The following is an 18,166-nucleotide window of genomic DNA, read 5'->3' on the forward strand; positions in this document are numbered from 1 at the left end:
ACAACTTCCCTGCCATCGCCCTGACCTGCTCCGTCAGTCAACCGCTGCGCAAAGCCGTCAAACGGAGGGAACCACTCCGCGCCGTTTGACGGATCATTGGCGTAGGAGGGGTGGGGGCGCCAGTGACTCCTGACCCCTTGAGGAACAGGGAGGGGTTCAGTGCGCAGACATTTCAAGAAGGCGGGTTCCGCCGCCTTAGCGGCCGCCGCGGCGACGGCGCTGACGGCGGGCCTGACGGCCGCGCCGGCGGCGTCCGCCTCGCCGGCAGCCGGGTCGGCCGGGGGGAACGGCCAGGCGAAGTACGCGAAGCAGGGCGGCACCTGGGTGACGCTGATCACCGGTGACCGGGTACGGGTCGACGCCGACGGCCGGGCCGTGGCGATCGACCGCGGGCCGGGCCGCTCGGAGATACCCGTGCAGACCTTCGAGTCGAAGGGCCACACGTACGTCGTACCGCGCGACGCCACCGCGCTCGTCGCCGACGGCACGCTGGACCGCCGCCTGTTCGACGTGACGCTCCAGGCCCGCCCCGAGTACGTACGCCAGCAGCGCGAGGGCCTGAAGCTCATCGTCGACTACCGCGGCGAGAGCCCCGCGGCGCAGGACCGGCTGCACGCGGCCGACGGCACCGACGTCGAGCACCGCTTCCCGCGGCTCAACGCCGAGGCCGTCACCACCGCCAAGGGCGAAGCCGCGGCGGCCTGGAAGGCGCTGACCCGCGCCGAGCGCAACGACAGCGCCGCCGAGCCGCTGGTCGCCGAGTCCGGCGTCAAGCGCGTCTGGCTGGACGGCGTGCGCCGCGCCAGCCTGGACGTCAGCGTGCCGCAGATCGGTGCCCCGGCCGCCTGGGACGCCGGCTACAAGGGCGACGGCGTGAAGATCGCCGTGCTCGACACCGGAGTCGACGAGACGCACCCGGACCTCGAAGGCCAGGTCGTCGCCAGCGAGAACTTCACCCCGGCCGCCGACGCCGAGGACCGCTACGGCCACGGCACCCACGTCGCCTCCATCGCGGCGGGTACGGGCGCGAAGTCGGGCGGCAAGTTCAGCGGCGTCGCGCCGAACGCGGAGCTGCTCGCGGGCAAGGTGCTCGACGACGACGGCTACGGCGACGACTCCGGCATCCTCGCCGGCTTCGAGTGGGCCGTCAGCCAGGACGCCGACATCGTCAACCTCAGCCTCGGCGGCGGCGACACCCCGGAGGTCGACCCGCTGGAGGAGGCAGTCAACCGGATCTCCGCCGACGAGGGCGTGCTCTTCGCGGTGGCCGCCGGCAACGAGGGCTCGGGCAGCCACACCATCTCCTCGCCCGGCTCCGCCGACGCCGCCCTGACCGTGGGCGCGGTCGGCGCGAACGGCGGGCTGGCGGGCTTCTCGTCCCGCGGCCCGCGGATCGGCGACAGCGCGGTCAAGCCGGACGTCACCGCCCCCGGCGTGGCGATCACGGCGGCCGCCGCGCCCGGCAGCGTCATCGACCAGGAGGTCGGCCAGAACCCCGAGGGGTATCTGACGATCGACGGTACGTCCATGGCGACGCCGCACGTCGCGGGCGCCGCCGCGCTGCTCGCGCAGCAGCACCCCGACTGGACCGGCCAGCAGCTCAAGGCCGCGCTGTCGGCGTCCGCCAAGCCCGCCGCCAAGCGCGGCGCGTTCGGCCAGGGCGCCGGGCTCATCGCCTCGGACCAGGCGGTGGGGCAGTCGGTGGTGAGCGAGCCGGCGTCGCTGAGCTTCGGCAAGCAGGAGTGGCCGCACCAGGACGACGAGCCGGTCTCGAAGACCATCACGTACCGGAACCTGGGCACAGAGGACGTCACGCTGTCGCTGACCGCGACCACCGTGCAGCCCGGCGGCGACGCCGCGCCCTCGGGGATGTTCAGCATGGGCACCGACGTGGTCACGGTCCCGGCCGGCGGCACCGCCCAGGTGCCGGTGACGGTCGACACCCGCCGCGGCGGGGACGTCGACGGCGTGTACTCGGTGTTCGTCACGGCGGCCGGCGACGGCCAGCGGGTCGTCACCCCGGGCGGTGTGGAGCGCGAGGGCGAGGCGTACGACGTCACCCTGGAGTTCCTCGGCCGCGACGGGCAGCCGACCACGGAGGGCTCCGCCCTGCTGACCGGCATGGAGGAGAGCAACTGGGAGATCTGGGAGGGGACGGAGGGCCAGACCTCCGCCACCTTGCGCGTGCCGAAGGGCCGCTACCTGGTCAGCGGTGACGTCGCGAAGTACGCCGGCGAGGAGCTGACCGAGTACGACTGGATCAACCAGCCGCGCCTGGAGGTCACCGGGAACACGACCGTCACCCTGGACGCCAGGACCGCGAAGCCGGTCGACATCACGGTGCAGGACGAGGCCGCCGTACGGACGAACCTCGACATCTCCCTGGACGTCACCGTGGGCGACATGGGTGCCGGAATGGGCACCTCCGTCGAAGGCGACGCCGACGTGCGCAGCGCGCACCTCGGCCCGGCGACCGAGGCCGGCGGGCTGTACCAGCAGGTGCAGGCGAACCTCACGGCCGACGCGGACACCGAGTACCAGACCGTCTACAGCGACGCCAACCGCACCACCGCATGGACCGGCATCACGCGGAGCACCCCGCTGAGCGAGCTGGCCAAGCTCGACCTCACGCTGGGCTCCTCGGCCGCCGACCGGCAGGGCTTCGTGTGGGCGGTGCCGTTCATCGGCGGCAGCACGGGCGCCACGGCGAGCACGCGGGACCTGCCGTACGAGGGCGACCTCTTCGTGCGCGGCGGCAGCCGCATCAACTGGGAGCTGGAGTACTGGCAGCTCGGCGACGAGTGGGAGGACATCGCGTACAGCACGCAGGCGCGCACGTACGCCGGCGGCACCACGTACAAGGAGTCGTTCAACGCCGCCGTGGTCGGCCCGATCCTCACCAGCGACCTCGGCGTCACCCGCGACGGGAACACGATCGACGCCCTGGTGCCGATCTACCTCGACGACCCGGCGCACTTCGGCTACTCGCTGTACGAGAACGCCAACACCACCCTGTACCGCAACGGGACAGAGCTGGCGTCGGTCGACGACATCCCGATCGGCGCCCAGTTCACGGTGCCGGCGGGCAGCGCCGACTACAAGCTCACCACCACCTCCACGCGCCCGGCGACGGTCGCGCGGACGTCCACGAGGGTGACCGCCACCTGGGCCTTCACCTCCGCCAGGACCGACAGCCTGAAGAAGCTGCCGATCTCGGTGGTGCGCTTCTCGCCGACCCTGTCGGCCGCGAGCAGCTCCAACGCGGGGGCGTCGAAGAAGGTGCCGGTCAAGGTGCTGGGCTCGGCGGCGGGCAGCAACCTGAAGTCGCTGACCGTGTGGGCCTCCACCGACCAGGGCGCGACCTGGAAGGAACTGCCGGTGCGGGACGGCAAGGTGACCGTGGTCAACCCGGCCGCGGGCAAGACCGTGTCGTTCAAGGCGAAGGCCGTGGACAAGCAGGGCAACAGCGTCCAGATGCGGATCTTCGACGCCTACCGGGCGCGGTGAGCGCGCGGGCGGACGGTTCGCACCGTACGTGAACGGGCGCTGACCCGCCCGTAGGGAAAGACGGGGACGGCCCCTGGTCCGGAGACGGACCAGGGGCCGTTTCCCGTACGAGCCCTCAGGCCGCCGTCCGTACGAGCTTGCGCCGCGGCGCCGCCCGCTCCGCCGCCAGCGACGCGAACAGCTCCTCCCACCGCGGATGCACCGCCTCCGGCGCGTACTTCCGCGACTTGGCGAGCGCCGCCGTGCCCATGTCCGCGCGCATGCCCTCGTCGTCCATCATCTGGCCCATGGCCACGGCGAGCGCGCCGACGTCCTTCGGCGGCACGAGCAGCCCCTCGCGGCCGTCGGTGAGGACGTCCGCGGGTCCCGTCGGGCAGTCGTAGCTGACCACCGGCAGCCCGTGCGTCATCGACTCGATCATCACCATCGGCAGGCCCTCGAAGCGCGAACTGAGCACGAACATCGACGCCTTGGCCAGCTCGTCGTCGAGCCGCGGCGTGAAGCCCATGAGGAAGGCGTGGTTGTACACGTGGTGCTCGTCGATGAGCGCGCGCAACTGCGCTTCCTTGTCGCCGGTGCCGAAGATCCGCAACTGCCAGTCCTGGCGGGTGGCGACGGCCTGCGCGAATGCCGGGATGAGCAGGTCGAAGCCCTTCTGGCCCTTCAACCTGCCGGCCGCGACCACGATGCGGTTCGCGTACGACGACTGCCGCTTCCTGCCCGTGTGGACGGCGTTGGGGATGCACACCACCCGGGTGCCGGGCAGCAGCCGCGCGTACTCCTCGCGGTCGCGTTCGGTGAGCACGGCGACCGCGTCGAAGCGGGCGTAGACGCGGAGGATGGCGGCGCGCACGTCGGGGTGGTGGGTGGTGAGGTTCATGTGCTCCTGGGCGACCCTGAGCACGTCGGTGCCGGCGTGCTGCGCCGCCAGGATGTTGAGCGAGGGGCGGGTGGTGACGAGCGCCCCGCCGCGCAGCCGCGCCATCCAGCGGAGGACGCGGGTCTCCACGTCCCGGGTGAAGTGCTCACGCGAGACCTCGCCGTTCGGTACGAACCGGGAGGGCCGGCCGCGGTTGCCGAACCGGGTGCTCCACGCGGGCGGTTCGGGGGCGGGCGGGGCGCCGTAGGAGTCGACGATCGCGGTCACGCGCACCCGCCGGTCCAGCGGGAACCACGGCGACTCGCGGCGGCGCAGGACGCTGACCACCTCGACGTCGTGTCCGGCCGCGGCCATGGAGCCGGCCTGGTTGAACACGGTGCGGATGGTGCCGCCCTTGCCGTAGGCGTTGAGGAGCAGATAGCGGATCTTCACGAGATCGTCCGGGACAGGTCGTCGCGGAGCTGGCACGCGATGGAGAGGTTGTTCCGGACGGTGTAGTAGGGCTTCACCTGGATCGTGTCGGCGTCGGACGGCACGGACTGCGCGGGGTAGACCACGATGTTCTTCTTCTGCTCGATGTCGTCGAGGATCCGGGTGGCCTGGAGCCGTACGTGCCGGGTGTCCGCGTTTGTGCCCGCGGTCAGGTGGAGGTCCCACTTCGCGGGCAGCGCGACGCCGGACGGCGCCAGGTCGGCGACGGGCACGCTGACCTCGAACGTCTCGCCGTGCAGGGTCGCGGGGTAGTCGAGGCGGTGCTCGGGCGAGCCGGTCAGCGTGACGGCCAGCCGCCAGAGCGGCGCGCGGGCCGGTGCCGCGAGGGCCGGTGCCGCTGGGTCCGTGGTCGCTGGGTCCGTGGTCGCTGGGTCCGGTGCCGCTGAATCCGTGGTCGCTGGGTCCGTGGTCGCTGGGTGCTGGGGTGCTGGGTCCGGGGCCGCGGGGACGCCGTGGAGGCGGCCGACGATGCGGATGAGGCCGTCGCGCGGCCAGACCTCGGTGACCTCGGCGCGGGTCTCCCCGCCGGTCGCGTCCGCGGCCGGGGCGGCGGGCGACTCCAGGTAGCCCCACGCGGCGCTGATCTCGCGCAGCGCCTCGGGCACCTCCTCGGGCTCGGGCAGCGCGCGCGCCTCCTGCACGCGCCCGCTGCGGATCTTCTCCTTCCAGTCGCCCAGGCCCTTGGGCAGCTCGCCCTCCTCGCGGGCGCCGTAGTCGAGCATCCCCGGCTCGTACGCCAGGTCGAGGAAGTCGCAGATACTCCGCAGCACGCTCTCGGGGTCGGTGGTCAGGTCCTCGTAGCGCACGAGGTGGCCGGGCAGCTCCCGGCGGGCGCGCTCGGTGGCGCGGGTGTAGTGCAGGGCCTGGAGCGCGGCCTCCTCCGGGGTGCGCTTGGAGGGGTCGGCCTCGTACCAGGACTGCGCGATGGAGGCGGGGTGGCGCAGCAGGAAGACGAACCGGGCGTCGGGCCAGCAGGCGGCGATGCGCTGGTACGCGAAGGCGTTGTTCGGCGTCTTCTCGACCAGGACGTCCTTGCCGGACCGGACGAGTTCGCGGTGGAGGACGCGGTCCCAGAGCAGGTGCTCCAGGTCGGTGCGGTGCAGGTCGAGTTCGCTCATCGCCTCGACGGCCAGGTCCGTGCCTGCGGTGACCTCCAGCCGGCGTACGTGCAACTCGTGCGGCGCGTGTACGCGGGAGTGGCCGCCGAGCAGCATGCGCAGCAGGGTGGCGCCGGAGCGTACCGGCGTGATGAGGAAGACGGGCTGCCGCAGCAGCCGGTCGACCAGCGGGTTCGGGGGCGGGCGGTAGTCGGGCCGGCGGCCGGGGCGTACGGCGGGAGCTGCGGCCTTGGTCTTCTTCCGGTGCGGCCGGGGCGCGCGCCGGATCTGGAGGCCGGTCAGCCGGCCGAGTGCTTTGTTCAGTTGCCGCAGCATTGTCCACCCGTCCATGCGAGAGGTCTTTCCGGCCCGGAAAACGAGGCGGCGGGCAATGGGTTGCGCTCCGGCGGATTCTTCAGATCTCCGTACGAGGGGAACGGCGCCGGTGGGGCGGGGGGAGCGGGCACGGGTTCACGCGCGGGGGGTTGACAGTCCCGCGGGCTTGCCCGACTGTGGGAGCGCTCCCATAGCTTCAAGCCTTGCACGCAGCACGCACGTTGCACACCGACGCACGTCAATTCGCACGTCGATCCGAGGGCACTCCCCCACGTGCCGCGCAGCACGCAAAGCCCCGGTGGCGGGACGCCTTCCCGCTGCATCCCGCCACCGGTCCCGCTATCCCGAGAGGAGCCGTAGGCCGCGATGACAGCTCGAAGAAGCACCGGTCGCAGCAGCACCGGGGGACACAGCAGCAGTGACGGCGGCAGCAGCACAAGCACCCGCACCCGGGCCCGCAGGCGACGCGGACCCTGGCGCCCCGCGGCGATGCTCGCCGCGCTCGCCGTCGGCGCCGCCCTGGCGCTCACCGGCACCGCGGCGCCCACCGCCGGTGCGGCAGCCCGCGTGGACAACCCGTACGCCGGCGCCACCCCGTACGTGAACCCGCAGTGGTCCGCCAAGGCGACCGCCGACGGCGGCGCCGCCATCGCCGACCAGCCCACCTTCGTCTGGATGGACCGCCGCGCCGCCATCGACGGCGTCGGCGACGCCTGGGGCCTGGAGCGGCACCTCGACGAGGCGCTGGACCAGGGCGCCGACCTCTTCCAGGTCGTCGTCTACAACCTCCCGGGCCGCGACTGCGCCGCGCTCGCCTCCAACGGCGAGCTGGAGCCCGAGGAACTCGACGTCTACAAGTCCCAGTACATCGACCCGATCGCCGACATCCTCGCCGACCCCAAGTACGCGAGCCTGCGCATCGTCACGCTCATCGAGCCCGACTCGCTGCCCAACATGGTCACCAACGCGGGCGGCACCGCCGGCTCCACCGACGCCTGCGTAGAGATGAAGCAGCTCGGCAACTACGAGAAGGGCGTCGGCTACGCGCTGAACACGCTGGCCGACATCCCCAACGTCTACAACTACGTCGATGCCGCCCACCACGGCTGGCTCGGCTGGGACTCCAACCTCAACCCCTCCGTCGACGAGTTCAAGAAGGCCGCCACCTCCGAGGGCGCCACCGTCGGCGACGTCCACGGCTTCATCGTCAACACCGCCAACTACTCCGCCCTGAAGGAGCCGTACTTCGAGGTCGGCGGCAGCGTGGGCGGCACGCCCGTGCGGCAGGCGAAGTGGGTCGACTGGAACCAGTACGTGGACGAGCTGTCCTACGCGCAGGCGCTGCGCGGCCTCCTCGTCTCCCGCGGCGGCTTCGACTCCGGCCTCGGCATGCTGGTCGACACCTCCCGCAACGGCTGGGGCGGCGCCGACCGGCCCACCGGCCCCGGGCCCACCACCTCCGTCGACGACTTCGTCAACGGCGGCCGCGTCGACCGGCGTATCCACCCCGGCAACTGGTGCAACCAGTCCGGCGCCGGCCTCGGCGAACGGCCCGTCGCCGCACCCGAGTCGGGCATCGACGCCTACGTGTGGGCCAAGCCGCCCGGCGAGTCGGACGGCGCCAGCGAGGAGATCGACAACGACGAGGGCAAGGGCTTCGACCGGATGTGCGATCCCACCTACGAGGGCAACGATCGCAACGGCAACAACCCGCCCGGCGCCCTGGCCGACTCGCCGCTGGCCGGCCACTGGTTCTCCGCGCAGTTCCGCGAGCTGGTCGCCAACGCCTACCCGCCGGTCGACGGCGGCGGCCCCGGCCCCGGTGACGACACCCAGGCCCCGACCGTGCCCACCGGGCTCCGGGTGACCGGGACGACGGGCGCCAGCGTCTCGCTGTCGTGGACCGCGTCGAGCGACAACGTCGGCGTCACGGCGTACGACGTCTTCCGCGACGGCACGCAGGTCGGCTCCACGACCGGCACCACCTTCACGAACAGCGGGCTCACGGCGGCCACGTCGTACGCCTACACCGTCCGCGCCCGCGACGCGGCGGGCAACGCCTCGGCGCGTACGGCAGCGGTGACCGCCACCACCGGCAGCGACGGCGGCGGGGGCGGGGCGGTGAAGGTGCAGTACAAGAACACCGACTCGGCCGCGACGGACAACCAGATCCGGATGGGCCTCCAGATCGTCAACACCGGCAGCACGCCGGTGAACCTGTCGACGGTCAAGGTCCGCTACTGGTTCAGCGGTGACTCCGGCGCGACGTCCTTCGCCACCTGGTGCGACTGGGCCGTCGTCGGCTGCGGCACCGTCACGCACGGCGTGAGCGCGTCCGGCTCCGGCTCGCCGGGCGCGGACCGGTACCTGGAGGTCGGCTTCGCCTCCGGCACGCTGGCGCCGGGCGCCGCCACGGGCGAGATCCAGGTGCGGCTGGCGAAGAGCGACTGGTCGAGCTTCGACGAGTCGGACGACTACAGCCGCGCGACGAACACCGCCTACGCGGACAACCCGCGTGTCGGCGTCTACACCTCCGGCACGCTCACCTGGGGCACCGCCCCCTGACGGGCGGGCGGACCCTCCCCCGCCCGCCGACCCCGGACCCCGCGTCCGGGCCCGACGCCCCCACCCGGCCCACCACCGGCGTGGGGGCGTCTTGCGCGGGCGGCCCGGCCGGCGGGGCCGCGGTTGCGGGCCGCGGCCGTACGGGGTGGAGGGCGAGCGGAGTCCGGAGGGGCGGGGTGGCGTCCTCGTCCACGGGGTAGCCCGCGGTGGCGTGCGGTCTCCTGCGGAGGTACCGGCGCCCCGCGCCCGGCCTCCGCCCCGGCTCCGCGCTGCCGCGCCCCGGCTCCGCGCTGCCGCGCCGCGGTACCGTACGCGTCCCCCGGGGTGCGGCGCGGTGCCGGGAGGCGGGGTTGTCAGGTCCTTCGGAGTCGACGAGCATGGCAGCGCCGTAGTTGACATGACCACTGCCAGCGCCGTGGAGGGGAGACCCCCGTGTCACCGCAACCGCGAGGTACGAACCGGCGAACCGTCCTGGCGGCCGGCGCCGCCGCCACCGCAGCCGCCGGAGTGACGGCCGCCCCGGCCACCGCAGCCGCCCCCGCCGCCGCCCCGGCCGCACCCGGCGCCGGGCCCTCCGCGGACCGCGCCCCCGGCGCCGCCGGCCGGCCGCCCGCCACCGCCCAGCGCCCCGGCCGCGAGCTGCGCGCCCTGCTCGCCGAGGTCGACCCCGACCGCATCGAGGCCGACGTCCGCCGCCTCGCCGCCTTCGGCACCCGGCACACCCTCTCCACCCAGGACGACCCCGACCGCGGCATCGGCGCCGCCCGCGACTGGATCCACCGCCGCCTGCGCCACCACGCCGCCGCCTCCGGCGGCCGGATGACCGTCGAACTCCAGTCGTACGTCCAGCAGCCCGCCAACCGCATCCCCGTCCCGACCCGCATCACCAACGTCCTCGCCACCCTCCGCGGCGACACCGACCCCGACCGCGTCTACGTCGTCTCCGGCCACTACGACTCCCGCGCCAGTGACGTCATGGACGCCACCTCCGACGCCCCCGGCGCCGACGACGACGCCTCCGGCGTGGCCGTCGCCATGGAGCTGGCCCGCGTCCTGGCCACCCGCCGCACCGCCGCGACGATCGTGCTGGCCGCGGTCGCGGGGGAGGAGCAGGGGCTGTACGGGGCCGCGCACATGGCGGAGCAGTTCCGGGTCAGGGGCACCCGCGTCCAGGGCATGTTCACCAACGACATCGTGGGCAGCTCGACGGCCGACGACGGCACCCGCGACCCGCGTACCGTACGGCTCTTCGCCGAGGGCGTCCCCACCGCCGAGACCCCCGACGAGGCCGCCACCCGCCGCTCCGTAGGCGGCGAGAACGACTCCCCGGCGCGCCAGCTCGCCCGTTTCGTACGCGACGTCGCGGACAACGACGCCACCGGCATGGACGTCCGCGTGATCTACCGCCGCGACCGCTACCTGCGCGGCGGCGACCACATCCCCTTCCTCGAACGCCGCTTCCCCGCCGCCCGCTTCACCGAGCCCGCCGAGGACTACGCCCACCAGCACCAGGACGTCCGGGTGGAGGACGGCAAGCAGTACGGCGACCTGCCCGAGTTCTGCGACTTCGGCTACATCGCGCGCGTCGCGCGGGTCAACCTCGCCGCCGTCTGGACCCTCGCCCAGGCCCCGGGCACGCCGACGGGAGTGGGGATCGTCACCTCGGCGCTGACCAACGACACCGAGCTGGTGTGGGACCGCGGCACCGAGCCGGACCTCGCCGGCTACGAGGTGGTGTGGCGGGAGACGACGGCGCCGGAGTGGACGCACGTGGAGCCGGTGGGCGACGTGACCCGGCACACCGTGCGGGAGTCGAAGGACAACCTGTTCTTCGGCATCCGCGCGGTGAACCGGGCGGGGCACCGCAGCCCGGTGGCCTTCCCGGTCCCGCGAAGCTGAGCGCCGCGGCGGCCGGAACCCGGGGGCGGCCCGCCCCCGGGGGCGGCCCGATCCCGGCGGCGGCCCGGCCCCGGCTCAGTCCAGGTCCGGGACCATCGCGAGCTTGTCCGGGTTGCGCACGATGTCGATCGCTGAGATCCGCCCCGCGTCCACCGTGAACGACAGCACCGAGAGCTGCCCGTCCACACCCCGGATCGCCAGCCCCGCCGCGCCGTTGACCTCGATCGGGCGGATGGCCAGCGGCCCCACCGTGCCCGCGTACGCGACGATCATCTGCGCCACCCGCGCCGCCTCGCGCTCCATGCGCTGGAGCGTCGCGACCTTGCCGCCGCCGTCGCCGCGCAGCACCACGTCCGGGTCGAGCAGCGCGATCAGGCCCGGCAGGTCGCCGTCCTGGCACGCGGCGGTGAACGCGTCCACCAGCTCCCGCTGCTCCGCCTCCGTCGCGGGGGTCCGCGGCCGGCCGTCCTCCACCTGCCGCCGCGCCCGCGACGCGAGCTGCCGTACGGCCGCCGCCGAGCGGCCGACGACCTCGGCGATCTCGGGGAACGGGACGCTGAAGACGTCGTGCAGCACGAACGCGGTGCGCTCGGCCGGCGACAGCCGCTCCAGCACCACCAGCAGCGCCATGCTCACCGACTCGTCCAGTGTCACCCGGTCGACCGGGTCGTGCGAGCTGTCCGCGACCAGCGGCTCCGGCAGCCACGTGCCCACGTACTGCTCGCGCCGCGCCCGCGCGCTGCTCAGGGCGTCCAGGGCCAGCCGGCTCACCGTCGTCGTCAGCCAGGCGCTCAGGTCGCGTACGGTGCCGGGGTTGTCGAGCCGGCGCAGCCGCAGCCACGCCTCCTGCACGCAGTCCTCGGCCTCCACCAGGGAGCCGGTCATCGTGTACGCCACGCGCAGCAGCCGGGGCCGGTTGGCCTCGAAGGAACGCGCGAGCCGCTCTTCCCGGTCCCGCGTGGCGCCCCGCCCGGTCTCCCGTCTGGTGTCCCGCCCGGTGTTCGGTCCGGTGTTCGGTCCGTCGTCCCGTGCGTCCCGCTTCGTCATCCCTGTCCCGTTCAGTCGACGGGCCGGTCACGTGGTGGCACCGCCCGGTTCCGACGAGTGTCCATGTCACACCTCGAAGGGCTACGTCGTCAACAGGCTACGGAAGCCCGGGGCCCACCCCGGGGACGCTTGACGACCCTCCGGGGAAGAGATCATGACGATTACCGATAACCGAGAACACACCGGGGAACCGCCCCTTCAGAAAGGGGTGTTCGTCCGGGTCGGGGGCTTCGCCCACCGCCGTAAATGGCTCGCCCTGGTGCTGTGGGTGGCGGTCCTCATCGGCGTGTGGGGCATTGCCACCGCCGCGGGCGACGCCTACAAGAACGACACCTCCCTCCCCGGCACCGAGGCGCAGGCGGCAGCCGATGTGCTGAAGGAACACGGTGCCGAGCGCGCCGGGGACACCATCGACATCGTCCTGCACGACAAGGGCGGGCTGGACGGCGTACGGGAACGCGTCGACCCGATGCTCAAGGAGGTCGCGGGCCTGCCCAAGGTCGGCGACGTCCAGAGCCTCTACGACAACCCGACGGCCATCGCCGAGGACGGCACGATCGGCTACGCCACCGTGCAGCTTGAAGTGGCGTCGGACGACATGCCGCTGGAGGACACGGAACGTATCCAGGACGCCGCCCAGAAGATCGAGGGCGACGGGCTCCAGGTCGAGCTGGGCGGTGAAGCCGTCCGGCTGCTGGCCGAGGGCGGCACCGGCGTCGGCGAGATGGTGGGCCTGGTGGCCGCCATGGTGATCCTGGTGCTGATGTTCGGCACCTTCATCGCCGCCGGCCTGCCCATCATGATCGCCCTGTTCGCGGTCGGTTCGACGGTCGGCATCATCGTCCTGGCGTCGCACATCTTCACCATCGCGTCCTGGACGCCACCGATCATGTTCCTCGTCGGCCTCGGCGTCGGCATCGACTACGCGCTGCTGATCTTCGCCCGCTTCCGGGCCGAGCTGGTGCGCGGCGAGAATCCAGAACGGGCCACGATCACGGCGATGGACGCCGCGGGCCGCTCGGTGTTCTTCGCCGGCTGCACGGTCATCCTGGCGCTGCTCGGCCTCACCGCCCTCGGCCTCGGCTCGATCCAGGGCATGTCGCTGTCCGTGGCGCTGACCGTGCTGATGACGATGCTCGCCTCGCTGACCCTGCTGCCCGCGCTGCTCGGCATCTTCGGCAACCGCTTCGCCCGCCAGTTCACCAAGCGGGCCGAGAAGCGCAAGGCCGCGGGCAAGAGCGCGGACGGCGAGGGCTGGCGGAAGCTCGCGACCGCGGTGCAGAAGCGCCCGCTGGCCGCCCTGCTGGGTGCGGCGGTGCTCTTCGGCGCCCTCGCCTTCCCGGCGCTGGGTATCCGCCTCGGCTTCAACGACGCGGGCAACGACCCCAGCGACTCCACCAGCCGGCAGGCGTACGACCTGCTCTCCGACGGCTTCGGCCCCGGGTTCAACGGCCCGCTGCTGGTCGTGACCGAGGGCGGCGACGGCGGCGCCGAGGAGGCCGCCGCCGCGGCGGCGACCACGCTGGGCCAGACCGAGGGCGTCGCCGCCACCGCGCCCCCGATGCCCACCCCTGACGGCGAGGCCGCCACGGTCCTCGTCTTCCCCGAGTCCTCGCCGCAGGACGAGGAGACCCAGAAGCTGGTCGGGACGCTGCGCGACGACGTGCTGCCGGGGGTGACGGCCGACAACGGCGCGGAGTACCTCGTCGGCGGGTCCACGGCCGCGTCCGAGGACTACGCCGGCAAACTCGGCGACCGGATGCCACTCTTCATGATCATCGTGGTGGGACTCTCGATCGTCCTGCTGATGGCGGTGTTCCGATCGGTCCTCATCCCACTGAAGGCCGCGATCCTGAACCTGCTCAGCATCGGTGCCGCGCTCGGCGCGATGAAGCTGGTCTTCCAGGACGGGATGCTCGGCTTCGAGGGCGGTCCCATCGAGGCGTACGTGCCGGTGATGATCTTCGCCATCGTCTTCGGCCTCTCGATGGACTACGAGATCTTCCTGATCTCCCGGATGCACGAGGAATGGGTCACCTCCAAGGACGGCGATCCCTCGCGCGCCGTCCGGGAGGGCCTGGCCCACACCGGCTCGGTGATCACGGCGGCCGGCTCGATCATGATCGTGATCTTCGCGGCCTTCGTCCTCAGCCCGCAGCGGCTGTTGCAGCAGACGGGATTCGCGTTCGCGGTGGCGATCTTCGTCGATGCGGTCATCATCCGATGCGTGGTCGTACCAGCGGCGATGGAGCTGATGGGGCGGCGCGCGTGGTGGATGCCCGCGCCGCTGGCGAAGATCCTGCCGAAGGTGGAGCTGGAGAAGCACTGAGCGGTCCACGGCTCGTGGGAGCCGGATAGCCGAGGGGCCCCGTTCGGTCGTCGAAGGACGACCGGCGGGGCTCTTTGCTTTTACGGGGCGTCTCGGCGGGCCGCTGGACGGGGGCAGGGCACGTACGCCCGAACCGTGCGCCCGTCACCCGCGCGTACGCGGCTCCCAGAGCGGCAGCATCGCGTGCCGTACCTCGGCCAGCAGCTCGCGCATCGCGGTCTCCGCGTCCCGCGGGCGCCCGTCCGCGACCGCGTCGGCAACGGCCTCGTGCAGGTCCAGGGCCTGCGGCTCGGGGTGGTGCGGCATCAGGCCGAGCTGGGTACGGCCCTGGAGCACGACGGCGACGACGTCCGCGAGCGCGCCGAACATCTCGTTGCCGCCGGCCTGGAGCAGCAGGGTGTGGAAGGCGATGTCCGCCTCCAGGAAGCGGTCGAGGTCGCCGGCCTCGCCGAGGGCGCGGAGGGTGGCGGCCAGCTCGGTGGCCCGCTCGCGTTCGGCGGCGGAGGCGCTGCGGGCGGCGGCCGCGGCGGCGAGCGGCTCGACGGCGATGCGCAGCTCGGTCAGCGAGCGGAGCTGGGCGTTGCGGCCGGGGCCGGAGAGGCGCCACCAGATGACGCGGGGGTCGTAGACGTTCCAGGAGGCGCGGGGCTGGACGGTGATGCCGACGCGGCGGCGGGAGCGGACCAGGCCCATCGACTCCAGGATCCGCATGGTCTCGCGGGCGACGGTGCGGGAGACGCCGAAGCGCTCGCGGATCCGCTCCAGCGTGAGCACGTGCCCCTCGGGCAGGGCGCCGCCGGTGATCTCCTCGCCGATGGTGTCGAGGACGGAGCTGTGCAGGACGCTCACGCCACGGTCAACGCCCCGTAGTTCCACCGCTGAAGAGTATCCCGGGCGGGACTCTTCCCCTCTGTCGGGCATTGGTGCTACCTTTCCCGGCGATTGGTAACACCATTCTAGTGAGGCTCTGATGTCCCCGACCCCCCAGCGCCCGCCGACCCCACCGGGCGTCCCCACCGGACTCGTGGTCATGGGTGTGTCGGGAGCCGGCAAGACGACCGTCGCCCGGCTCCTCTCCGACCGCCTCGGCTGGGCCTTCGCGGAGGCCGACGACTTCCACCCCCGTACGAACATCGAGAAGATGCGCGCCGGCACCCCCCTCACCGACGCCGACCGCGGCCCCTGGCTGCGGGCCATCGCCGCATGGCTGGCCGCACGCGCGGACGCCGGCGAGAACGCGATCGTCACCTGCTCCGCACTCAAACGCGCCTACCGCGACGTCCTCCGCGACGCCGGCCCCCGCGTCCGCTTCGTCCACCTCCACGGCGACCACGACACCCTGGCCCGCCGAATCGGCGGCAGGTCCGGCCACTTCATGCCGCCGGCGCTGCTCGACTCGCAGTTGGCGGACCTGGAGCCGCTGGGGCCGGAGGAGGACGGAGTGGTGGTGGACATCGGGGCGACGCCGGAGGAGGTGGCGGAGGAGGCGCTGCGCCGGCTGGGGCGGTCCGGCGCGTAGAGCGGCGGCACGGGACGTACGACGACGGCACCCCCATGCCCCCGTACGGACCGTGGCCCCCCGTACGGACCGTGGCCCCCCGAACCCCCGAGGACCCCCGACCCCGACCCCGTCCCCGTACCCGAGAAGCGATGGAGCTTTTCCGATGACGACGGTGCATCTGGCCCAAGAGGTCGAAGACTGGACCCAGACGATGGACGCGGGCCCGCTGCTCGCGATAGCCGGCGCGGCGGTGGCCGTGCTCCTGTTCATGGTGATCTACCTGCGCGTCCACGCCTTCCTCGCGCTGGTCACCATCAGCATCCTCACCGCCTTCGCCGCCGGCATCCCGGCCGCCCAGGTGATCCCCGTGGCGACGGAGGGCTTCGGCACGACGCTCGGCAGCGTCGCGCTGCTCGTCGGTCTCGGCGCGATGCTGGGCCGGCTGGTGGAGGTCAGCGGCGGCGCGCAGAGCCTCGCGGACACGATGATCCAGAAGTTCGGCGAGGACCGCGCCCCCTTCGCGCTCGGCGTCGCGTCGCTGATCTTCGGCTTCCCGATCTTCTTCGACGCCGGCCTCGTCGTGATGCTGCCGATCGTCTTCACCGTCGCCCGCCGCCTCGGCGGCGGCGTGCTGCGCTACGGGCTGCCGGCCGCCGGCGCGTTCTCCGTCATGCACGTCTTCGTGCCGCCGCACCCCGGCCCCGTCGCCGCAACCGAACTGCTGGGCGCGGACGTCGGCCTCGTCGTGCTGATCGGCGTGGTCATGGCCGTCCCGATCTGGTACGTCACCAGCTACCTCTACGGCCTGTGGATCGGCGAGAAGATCGTCCTCGAAGTCCCGGACATCCTCACCGGCGGTCCGGAGGAGGAGAAGCAGGAGGCCCCGCCGAGCGCGGGCACCGTCATCGCGCTGCTCCTGCTCCCGCTGGTGCTGATCTTCGCCAACACCGGCCTCGACACCGCCCGCGCGGCGGGCTGGGTGGAGGGCACGGAGTCCTGGTACAACGTCGCCCGCGCCCTCGGCTCCACGCCCGTGGCGCTGCTGCTGACCGTCTTCGTCGCCTCGTACGTCCTGGGCACCCGCCGCGGGAAGGGCCTGGAGACGATCGAGAAGCTCGTCGACTCCGCGCTCGGCCCGGTCTGCGCGATCATCCTCATCACCGGCGCCGGCGGCATGTTCGGCGGCGTGCTGCGCGCCAGCGGCATCGGCGACGCCCTCGCCGACGCGATGAGCGACCTCGGCCTGCCGGTCATCGTCGTCGCGTACGTCGTCGCCACCGCCCTGCGCATCGCCCAGGGCTCCGCCACCGTCGCGCTGACGACGGCCGCGGGGCTGATCCAGCCGGTCGTCCTCGACGCGGACTACAACGCGGTGCAGCTCGCCGCGATCGTCCTGGCCACGGCGGCGGGGTCGGTCACGGCCAGCCATGTGAACGACTCCGGGTTCTGGCTCGTGGGCCGGTTCTTCAACATGGACGTGAAGACGACGCTGAAGACGTGGACCGTGATGGAAACGACGATCGGCCTCTCGGCCTTCGGCCTCGCCTCACTCCTCTTCGTCATCGCCTGACCCCGTCCCACCTGCGGGCTTCACGGCCCGCCGGGTGCGCGCAGGGCTCCGGACGGAATCGTTTTGGCGATCTCCCCCGCCATCCCATATCCTGCTGGAGCCCCCGAGCGCAGCTCAGCCAGCGCCCCGGCGGGCCGTCGGCCCTCATCGTCTAGTGGCCCAGGACGCCGCCCTTTCAAGGCGGTAGCACGGGTTCGAATCCCGTTGGGGGCACGCGCACGACCCTCTTGACCTGCGTAACGCAGTCGGGAGGGTCTTTTGCTGCGTGCTGCCTGTGGTCCGCCGGGTTCCGGCCGCGTGCCGCCGCGCCCGGGAGGACCCGGGCGCGGCCGGCGGGTCACCGCGGCGTGAGGTCCATGCGGATGTCCTCGGCGGCCCAGAGGACGAAGCGTTCGATGGGCGTGACCGTCTGACCGGGCGCCAGCCCGAAGCGGAACCGCTTGAGCAGCACCGCCAGGACGAGCTTCGCCTCGACCATCGCGAGCGTGGCGCCCTCGCAGCTCCGTGGGCCGATGCCGAACGGGATGTAGGCGAGCCGGTGCCGCCCGGCGGCGGCCTCCGGACTGGTGCCGAAGACGAGGATGGCTGTGGCCTGCTGGGCAAGGTCTTGTCAGCGCGCAAAGCACCTCCGCGCGAGCCTCGCATGCCTGGACAGACAGATCGCGGAGACCGACACGGTCGGCATCTACCTGTCCTACCAGCGGCGCGCCGCAGGGAGCGGGCTCACTCACGCCGAGCAGCCGGCACTCAGGCGGGGAGGGCCGACCTGGCCAGGGAAGGTCGGCACCTCGCTGGTCACCTTCGCCCCGGGCTGCGATTACATTTCGGAGGTCCGCCAAGCCCGCACAGAAGCTTCCGTGCAGCAGGAGCCCCGGAAGCCTCGGGAAGGCACAGGGGGGCCGCTGGATGACCACTGGGATCCGCAACGAAACACGTCGTTCCG

General features: G+C 72.7%; 10 protein-coding genes, 1 tRNA gene and 1 pseudogene. 7 read left to right on the forward strand and 5 right to left on the reverse strand.

The window, feature by feature from the left end:
• Positions 1-159 precede the first annotated feature (159 nt).
• Positions 160-3,507: a S8 family peptidase gene (locus QBL21_RS02270; protein ID WP_407560267.1), complete on the forward strand. Its 3,348-nt coding sequence runs from the start codon at positions 160-162 to the stop codon at positions 3,505-3,507.
• 115 nt (positions 3,508-3,622) lie between these two features.
• Here the strand turns inward: QBL21_RS02270 and QBL21_RS02275 are convergent, their stop codons facing one another.
• On the reverse strand, positions 3,623-4,819 hold the full coding sequence (locus QBL21_RS02275; RefSeq protein ID WP_407560268.1) for a glycosyltransferase family 4 protein: 1,197 nt from the start codon (positions 4,817-4,819) through the stop codon (positions 3,623-3,625).
• The gene (locus tag QBL21_RS02280) at positions 4,816-6,312 is read right to left on the reverse strand and encodes a sulfotransferase (RefSeq protein WP_407566277.1); all 1,497 of its coding nucleotides are present in this window, start codon (positions 6,310-6,312) and stop codon (positions 4,816-4,818) included. Before QBL21_RS02280 ends, QBL21_RS02275 begins: the two co-directional genes overlap by 4 nt.
• Before the next feature lie 489 nt (positions 6,313-6,801).
• Here QBL21_RS02280 and QBL21_RS02285 point away from each other — a divergent pair, with 489 nt between their 5' ends.
• A complete protein-coding gene (locus tag QBL21_RS02285; RefSeq protein ID WP_407566278.1) occupies positions 6,802-8,877 on the forward strand; it encodes a glycoside hydrolase family 6 protein in 2,076 nt (691 codons plus the stop codon).
• Positions 8,878-9,309: 432 nt separating this feature from the next.
• Positions 9,310-10,776, forward strand: coding sequence for a M20/M25/M40 family metallo-hydrolase (locus QBL21_RS02290; protein ID WP_407560269.1), 1,467 nt, complete (start codon positions 9,310-9,312; stop codon positions 10,774-10,776).
• A gap of 75 nt (positions 10,777-10,851) precedes the next feature.
• On the opposite strand, the gene sigJ is transcribed toward QBL21_RS02290, so the two are convergent.
• Positions 10,852-11,823 (reverse strand): RNA polymerase sigma factor SigJ, encoded by a 972-nt coding sequence (gene sigJ, locus QBL21_RS02295; protein WP_407560270.1) that lies wholly within the window; start codon positions 11,821-11,823, stop codon positions 10,852-10,854.
• 154 nt (positions 11,824-11,977) lie between these two features.
• Between sigJ and QBL21_RS02300 the strand changes: the two genes are divergently transcribed.
• Positions 11,978-14,152, forward strand: coding sequence for an MMPL family transporter (locus QBL21_RS02300; protein ID WP_407560271.1), 2,175 nt, complete (start codon positions 11,978-11,980; stop codon positions 14,150-14,152).
• 144 nt (positions 14,153-14,296) lie between these two features.
• Here the strand turns inward: QBL21_RS02300 and QBL21_RS02305 are convergent, their stop codons facing one another.
• Positions 14,297-15,028 (reverse strand): FadR/GntR family transcriptional regulator, encoded by a 732-nt coding sequence (locus tag QBL21_RS02305; RefSeq protein WP_407560272.1) that lies wholly within the window; start codon positions 15,026-15,028, stop codon positions 14,297-14,299.
• 94 nt (positions 15,029-15,122) lie between these two features.
• On the opposite strand from QBL21_RS02305, the gene QBL21_RS02310 reads away from it, so the two are divergent.
• The 3 genes from QBL21_RS02310 (at position 15,123) to QBL21_RS02320 (ending at position 17,436) form a co-directional block, all read left to right on the forward strand.
• Positions 15,123-15,671, forward strand: a complete 549-nt coding sequence (locus tag QBL21_RS02310) for a gluconokinase (protein WP_407560273.1) — start codon at positions 15,123-15,125, stop codon at positions 15,669-15,671.
• A gap of 145 nt (positions 15,672-15,816) precedes the next feature.
• Positions 15,817-17,223 (forward strand): GntP family permease, encoded by a 1,407-nt coding sequence (locus tag QBL21_RS02315; RefSeq protein ID WP_407560274.1) that lies wholly within the window; start codon positions 15,817-15,819, stop codon positions 17,221-17,223.
• Between the two features lie 140 nt (positions 17,224-17,363).
• Positions 17,364-17,436 (forward strand) — tRNA-Glu (locus QBL21_RS02320).
• Positions 17,437-17,560: 124 nt separating this feature from the next.
• On the opposite strand, the pseudogene QBL21_RS02325 reads toward QBL21_RS02320, so the two are convergent.
• Positions 17,561-17,788: pseudogene (locus tag QBL21_RS02325) on the reverse strand (cytochrome P450); the annotation flags it as partial.
• Between the last annotated feature and the right edge of the window lie 378 nt (positions 17,789-18,166).

Origin of the sequence: Streptomyces sp. 184 (assembly GCF_045781775.1) — a bacterium.
In the GTDB taxonomy this organism is placed as follows: domain Bacteria; phylum Actinomycetota; class Actinomycetes; order Streptomycetales; family Streptomycetaceae; genus Streptomyces.